Raw genomic sequence first — 6,031 nt, forward strand, 5'->3', positions numbered from 1 at the left:
ATACAGTCACCCATATGTTTTACATAAATAATTTCGGTTGTGATACAGCAACCGGGAGTCATCCGCCGAAACTTCGATAAAACTCCACCTCGTCAACTACACATTCACGTCTAGTGTAGTTCTGGCGCTTTTTTAATACTTTATTATTTCTATACTCCTTCCCTGTTAGGAAAACAATAAAACAACTATACTATACTGTATTTAAAATGGTCAACAAAAATATGTTGAAAAAAGTTATAGAATAGCTGTATATAACAAAAATATGCATAGACTTACACAAAAGTGCTCATCAAATGCATATTTTTTTAATTTATATTATTCTCCAACTTCTTCTTTTACAACAGCAACAATACGTTCTACATATTGTTTACATTCTGCCTCAGAAGGAGCCTCAGCCATAACACGAATAAGTGGCTCAGTACCAGAAGGACGAACTAAAATACGACCATTGCCGTTCATTTCTTCTTCTACCTCTGAAATGATTGCTTTAATACGTTCGTTATTAAGTGCTTCATTTTTATCTGTAACACGCACATTAATTAATAATTGTGGATACTTTTTCATTTCTCCAGCTAATTGTGATAAAGTTTTACCTGTTTCTTTCACAATACTTACGAGCTGAATCGCACTTAACATACCATCACCAGTCGTAATATGATCTAAAAAGATGATGTGTCCAGATTGCTCACCGCCAAGATTGAAACCATTCTTTCTCATTTCTTCCATTACATAACGGTCTCCAACACCTGTAACTGCACTTTTCATCCCATTCGTTTCTACTGCTTTGTAGAATCCTAAGTTACTCATAATAGTTGATACGATTGTGTTTTGTTTTAGACGACCTTTTTCATTTAAATATTTTGCACAAATATACATTATTTGGTCACCATCAACGATTTCACCATTTTCATCGATTGCAATTAGACGATCTCCATCTCCATCGAATGATAAACCGATGTCAGCACCTTTTTCCTTTACAAGAGCTGCTAAAGCTTCAGGGTGTGTAGAACCTACACCATCGTTTATATTAAATCCATTAGGATTCGTTCCCATTGTAACAATATCTGCTTCTAAATCTGCGAATAAATATGGCGCTAATGAAGAAGTGGCACCGTGTGCACAATCTAGAGCAACTAATAGGCCTGAGAAATCTTCATCAATTGTGTTTTTAAGGAATTGTAGGTATTTTTGACCACCTTCAAAATAATCACTAACTTGGCATAAATCATTTCCAGTTGGTCTTGGTAGACGATCAACTTCTGCATCCATTAGTTCTTCAATTTCATCCTCTTGCTCATCCAATAATTTAAAACCGTCTGGACCAAAAAACTTAATTCCATTATCTGCAACAGGATTATGCGAAGCTGAAATCATAACACCCGCTTGTGCTCCAAGTGCTTTTGTTAAATAGGCAACACCTGGAGTAGAAATAACACCTAATCTCATAACTTCAGCACCAATTGATAATAAACCTGCAACTAGTGCTCCTTCAAGCATATGTCCTGATACACGTGTGTCACGCCCAACAATAATTTTAGGTTTGACATTGTTTTTAGTTAATACATAACCGCCACAGCGTCCAATTTTATATGCTAATTCAGGAGTTAACTCTTTATTTGCAACTCCTCGTACACCATCAGTACCAAAATATTTACCCATTTTAACTCTCCTTCTAATTCGATGACTGTCCTACATCGCCTGAATTCTCATTCTCATTTTCATCAGTTTGAGCAGATTTTTTATCAGTAATTTCAATCGTTATTGTATCAAACTCTAAACTATATATAACTCCTTTTGGACCGGTAATAGTAAGCGCTACATCTCTAGTTCCTGGATCTAGTCCATTTACTTTTGCTGTAATATTTAAATCGCTTGGATTAATCGCATCCAAGTCTTCCTTAAATCCCTTGGCAGTAACTACCACTTTTCCTAAAGGAGGCTTAGTAAACTTATATTCAAATTGATTATTTTCACCCACTAAATTAATAGGGATATTACTAAATTTCTTTTCCGTTTCTTCATCAAAATTAACGTCTACATTAATCGTGCTTGAGTCAACTCTAAATGCTCCATTTGGAGTAGGTACATTAACTTCATATGAACCACTTTGAACAAATGAAGATATGTCAACTGGCACTTCTATAGGTCCGTTAAACTTGTCCAACCAATCTTTAGACGCATAAATTCTTACTGCACCAACTTTACTAGCAAGACTACTTAGTTTTAAACCTTCCTTAAGTGTTCCTGTTTGCACTAACTTAATCGGGAAGCTAGCACTTTCAGAAACAATAGGAACAGTTACTTCAACTTTTCTTGGACTTGTAGTGAACGGAAGTTGAACACCTTTTTTATTGTATAATCTAACAGGTAACACCTGACTAAATGTCTGATTCGCATCAGTAACATCCACACCAACACTTGCATATGCCACTTGTGAGACTTCATCTCTTGATCCTACTATTGTAACTAAACCAGGTTTAACAATTGCATTTTCTGCCTTATATCCATGTTTAATTCTTTTTTCATTTAGATAAACAACTTTAACTGAAACTGCTTTTTCTATTTTTTCATTAATTGTTACTCTAACTGTTCTTGGTTTAATAGTTGCCTTTATTTTATCTGAAATATTTCTAATTTTTAAAGGAACTTCATATGTACCTAAAGCATAAGAGGTTAGATCCAAATATACTTCAAAATCCTTCTTCATTTCAGCAGTTTTTACAATACTATTAGGTCCATCCAATTGCACTGAAACATTCTTTGGAATTCCAGTTACAATTAGATTGCGCTGATCGTAAATGGGTGTTACTGGTGCATCTCGCACTAATTCTTTATTATTAACAAACGGTATGTCTCCTAATCCCGATGTACTCGATTGTGGAACTAGATTGACAGACATAAAAAGTAATAATGTTACTAATAAAGCGATTCCTCTTAATATCCAACGGTTATCCATAAAATTATCCATTACGTTTCACCTTCCAATTCCATTTAGATGTAGTGGACTCTTCTGGTGATTTTAGTTCGGTATTTAATAAATTTATAAGCTCGTCTTTTGATAATTCTCTGTATAGATTACCATTCCTTGCTACTGAAACTGCACCTGTTTCCTCGGACACTACAATCGTAATACTGTCAGTAACTTCACTGATACCGACTGCAGCTCGATGTCTCGTTCCTAATTCCTTTGAAATAAATGCACTCTCAGACAAAGGTAAATAACAGGCTGCTGCTGTTATCTTTTCACCTTGTATAATTACCGCTCCGTCATGTAGTGGTGTATTTGGTATAAAGATATTAATCAATAATTCTGATGATAAATTAGCATTCATTCGAATACCGGACTCTATATAGTCACCCATACCTGTTTGTCTCTCAAATGAAATAAGTGCACCTATTCTTCGTTTAGCCATATATTCAGTGGCTTTTGCAATGTTCTCAACAATATCATTTCGGTCATTAATCCCATTACCTGTCGTTCTAGAGAAGAAACGGCCACGTCCAAGCTGCTCTAGTGCTCTCCTTAATTCTGGTTGAAAGATGATAATAACCGCCAAGAAACCCCATGTTAATGCTTGATCCATTAAAAATTGTAAAGTATGCAGGCCAAATAGGCTGCTTAATACTTTTACGACAATAATGATTGTAACACCCTTTAAGAGTTGGACAGCTTTTGTCCCTTGAATAATGATAATCAATCTATATATAACAAACCAAACGATTAGGATATCTAATCCATTCTGTAAATACTGTAAAAAATTTATATGTAAAGAAGGCATCTTTTACCCTCCAAATTCTATAGAATAAAACTGTATCTTGAGTATTATACCATATTTTTGCAATACACAAAATTTGTGAGTTATTAATTATATTAACAATACTTTAACGACTATTTTAGTTATATTAAACAAAGTTACAGAGTTATATATATTGGTTCTCTAAATTCGTAGAAGAATAACCAACAAATCATTCTTTTTGAAGGACAGTTCCCCAACGTTTTTTGATAAAAACAAAAAAGCTAGCGAATGCTAGCTTTTTGTTTTTGAAATAATTATAGTAACTTCTCACCTAATAATGAACCTATTAATGCAACTGCTACGATTGCCGTTCTATTTCTTTCGTCTAAAATTGGATTAACTTCTACGAATTCAATTGAAGTAATAATATCAGCATCAGATAACATTTCCATTGCTAAGTGCCCTTCTCTATAAGTGATACCTCCAGGAACTGGTGTACCAACTCCAGGAACGTGAATTGGATCTAGACCATCAAGATCTAATGATAAGTGTACACCGTCACACCCTTTTAAGTGGTCAATGCTTTCTTCCATTACTTTTGTCATTCCTAATTTATCAATTTCATGCATTGTATAAACTTTAATTCCTAATTCTTTAATAATTGCTCTTTCCCCTTCATCAAGATCACGTGCGCCAATAATGATCACGTTCTCTGGCTTTACTTTAGGGAAGTATCCACCTATTTTCGTTAATAAATCGTGGCCATGTCCTAAAGAAACAGCTAATGACATACCATGAATATTACCAGAAGGAGATGTTTCAGCAGTATTTAAATCTCCATGTGCATCAAACCAAATTAATCCTAGGTTATTATAATGTTTTGATACACCTGCTAATGTACCGATCGCAATACTATGATCACCACCAAGTACTAGTGGCATTCTGTTTCTTTTAATAACTTCATCTACTTCAGCTGCAAGCTTTTCACATGTTTCTTTTACAGATTTTAAGTTCTTTAAATTATGTTCCGAATTATCTTCTTTAACTGGTGTACGTTCTACTAAAATATCGCCTAAGTCTTCTACTTGATAAGACATTCTTTCAATACGTTCGTGTAATTGTGCATATCTAATTGCACTTGGCCCCATATCTACTCCACGTCTAGTTTGTCCTAAATCTAATGGTACTCCAATAATTGAAATATCTTTTAACATTTTTATTTCCCCCATCGACTGAATTCATAAAAGAAAACGCTTACTTGTTTTTGAAAAAATATAATTTTTTGACTGTTAAAGTTATTAATTATATTAATAGTTTAAATCTTTTGAAACAAATGGGTCAACTCGACATTTTTTTGTATACATATGCATTTTTAGCTTTTGAATTACTATATCATATGATTATATACAACAAAAAACCTTAGTCAAATGACTAAGGTTTAACTTTATGTATATTGGTGGAGCCTAGCGGGATCGAACCGCTGACCTCCTGCGTGCAAGGCAGGCGCTCTCCCAGCTGAGCTAAGGCCCCACTATTAAAATATATGCGAATGGAGCGGAAGACGGGGCTCGAACCCGCGACCCCAACCTTGGCAAGGTTGTATTCTACCACTGAACTACTTCCGCACATAAAAAAAAAGAGTGAGCCATGAAGGATTCGAACCTTCGACCCTCTGATTAAAAGTCAGATGCTCTACCTACTGAGCTAATGGCTCGTAATAAATTACGATAAAATAAAAAAATGGCTGGGCTACCTGGATTCGAACCAGGGCATGACGGAATCAAAATCCGTTGCCTTACCGCTTGGCTATAGCCCAACAATAAATGGTGGAGGGGGACGGATTCGAACCGCCGAACCCACAGGGAGCGGATTTACAGTCCGCCGCGTTTAGCCACTTCGCTACCCCTCCGGTATTTATTAAATTAGATGGTGGAGGATGACGGGCTCGAACCGCCGACCCCCTGCTTGTAAGGCAGGTGCTCTCCCAGCTGAGCTAATCCTCCGTAATATAAATGGTGACCCGTACGGGACTCGAACCCGTGTTACCGCCGTGAAAGGGCGGTGTCTTAACCGCTTGACCAACGGGCCAGTACAACTTTTCCTAAGCTTCCAACCGGGCTCGAACCGGTGACCTCTTCCTTACCATGGAAGTACTCTGCCTGCTGAGCTATGGAAGCATTAAGTTAAAAATGGCTCCGCAGGTAGGGTTCGAACCTACGACCACTCGGTTAACAGCCGAGTGCTCTACCACTGAGCTACTGCGGAATAATCTTAAAACCAAGCGACGTTCTACT

The 6,031-nt window shown here is 36.3% G+C and carries 4 protein-coding genes and 9 tRNA genes; all 13 read right to left on the reverse strand.

Annotated elements, in window-relative coordinates; translation table 11 throughout:
* Positions 1–315: 315 nt before the first annotated feature.
* The 13 genes from glmM to CN946_RS21750 all read right to left on the reverse strand — a co-directional run bounded on the left by glmM (position 316) and on the right by CN946_RS21750 (position 6,002).
* Positions 316–1,659, reverse strand: a complete 1,344-nt coding sequence (glmM, locus tag CN946_RS21685; protein ID WP_098862950.1) for a phosphoglucosamine mutase — start codon at positions 1,657–1,659, stop codon at positions 316–318.
* Between the two features lie 13 nt (positions 1,660–1,672).
* Positions 1,673–2,968, reverse strand: a complete 1,296-nt coding sequence (locus CN946_RS21690; protein ID WP_098862951.1) for a CdaR family protein — start codon at positions 2,966–2,968, stop codon at positions 1,673–1,675.
* The gene (gene cdaA / locus CN946_RS21695; RefSeq protein WP_025671686.1) at positions 2,961–3,779 is read right to left on the reverse strand and encodes a diadenylate cyclase CdaA; all 819 of its coding nucleotides are present in this window, start codon (positions 3,777–3,779) and stop codon (positions 2,961–2,963) included. The genes CN946_RS21690 and cdaA overlap by 8 nt, the downstream gene beginning before the upstream one ends.
* A gap of 272 nt (positions 3,780–4,051) precedes the next feature.
* Positions 4,052–4,951 (reverse strand): arginase, encoded by a 900-nt coding sequence (rocF, locus tag CN946_RS21700; RefSeq protein ID WP_088014518.1) that lies wholly within the window; start codon positions 4,949–4,951, stop codon positions 4,052–4,054.
* 240 nt (positions 4,952–5,191) lie between these two features.
* Positions 5,192–5,267, reverse strand: a tRNA-Ala gene (locus CN946_RS21710).
* Between the two features lie 20 nt (positions 5,268–5,287).
* A tRNA-Gly gene (locus tag CN946_RS21715) sits at positions 5,288–5,362 on the reverse strand.
* Positions 5,363–5,378: 16 nt separating this feature from the next.
* Positions 5,379–5,451 (reverse strand) — tRNA-Lys (locus CN946_RS21720).
* Between the two features lie 27 nt (positions 5,452–5,478).
* Positions 5,479–5,553, reverse strand: a tRNA-Gln gene (locus CN946_RS21725).
* 8 nt (positions 5,554–5,561) lie between these two features.
* Positions 5,562–5,646: transfer RNA gene (locus CN946_RS21730), tRNA-Tyr, on the reverse strand.
* Positions 5,647–5,664: 18 nt separating this feature from the next.
* Positions 5,665–5,740: transfer RNA gene (locus tag CN946_RS21735), tRNA-Val, on the reverse strand.
* Positions 5,741–5,750: 10 nt separating this feature from the next.
* Positions 5,751–5,825: transfer RNA gene (locus CN946_RS21740), tRNA-Glu, on the reverse strand.
* Between the two features lie 16 nt (positions 5,826–5,841).
* Positions 5,842–5,914, reverse strand: a tRNA-Thr gene (locus CN946_RS21745).
* 13 nt (positions 5,915–5,927) lie between these two features.
* Positions 5,928–6,002, reverse strand: a tRNA-Asn gene (locus CN946_RS21750).
* Between the last annotated feature and the right edge of the window lie 29 nt (positions 6,003–6,031).

This window comes from Bacillus sp. AFS053548 (genome assembly GCF_002575105.1).
In the GTDB taxonomy this organism is placed as follows: domain Bacteria; phylum Bacillota; class Bacilli; order Bacillales; family Bacillaceae_G; genus Gottfriedia.

What these genes read in the sequence shown, in the direction of transcription:
- rocF (WP_088014518.1), bottom strand. Translation starts at nt 4,951, where the DNA reads ATGTTAAAAGATATTTCAATTATTGGAGTACCATTAGATTTAGGACAA.
- cdaA (WP_025671686.1), bottom strand. Translation starts at nt 3,779, where the DNA reads ATGCCTTCTTTACATATAAATTTTTTACAGTATTTACAGAATGGATTA.
- glmM (WP_098862950.1), bottom strand. Translation starts at nt 1,659, where the DNA reads ATGGGTAAATATTTTGGTACTGATGGTGTACGAGGAGTTGCAAATAAA.
- CN946_RS21690 (WP_098862951.1), bottom strand. Translation starts at nt 2,968, where the DNA reads ATGGATAATTTTATGGATAACCGTTGGATATTAAGAGGAATCGCTTTA.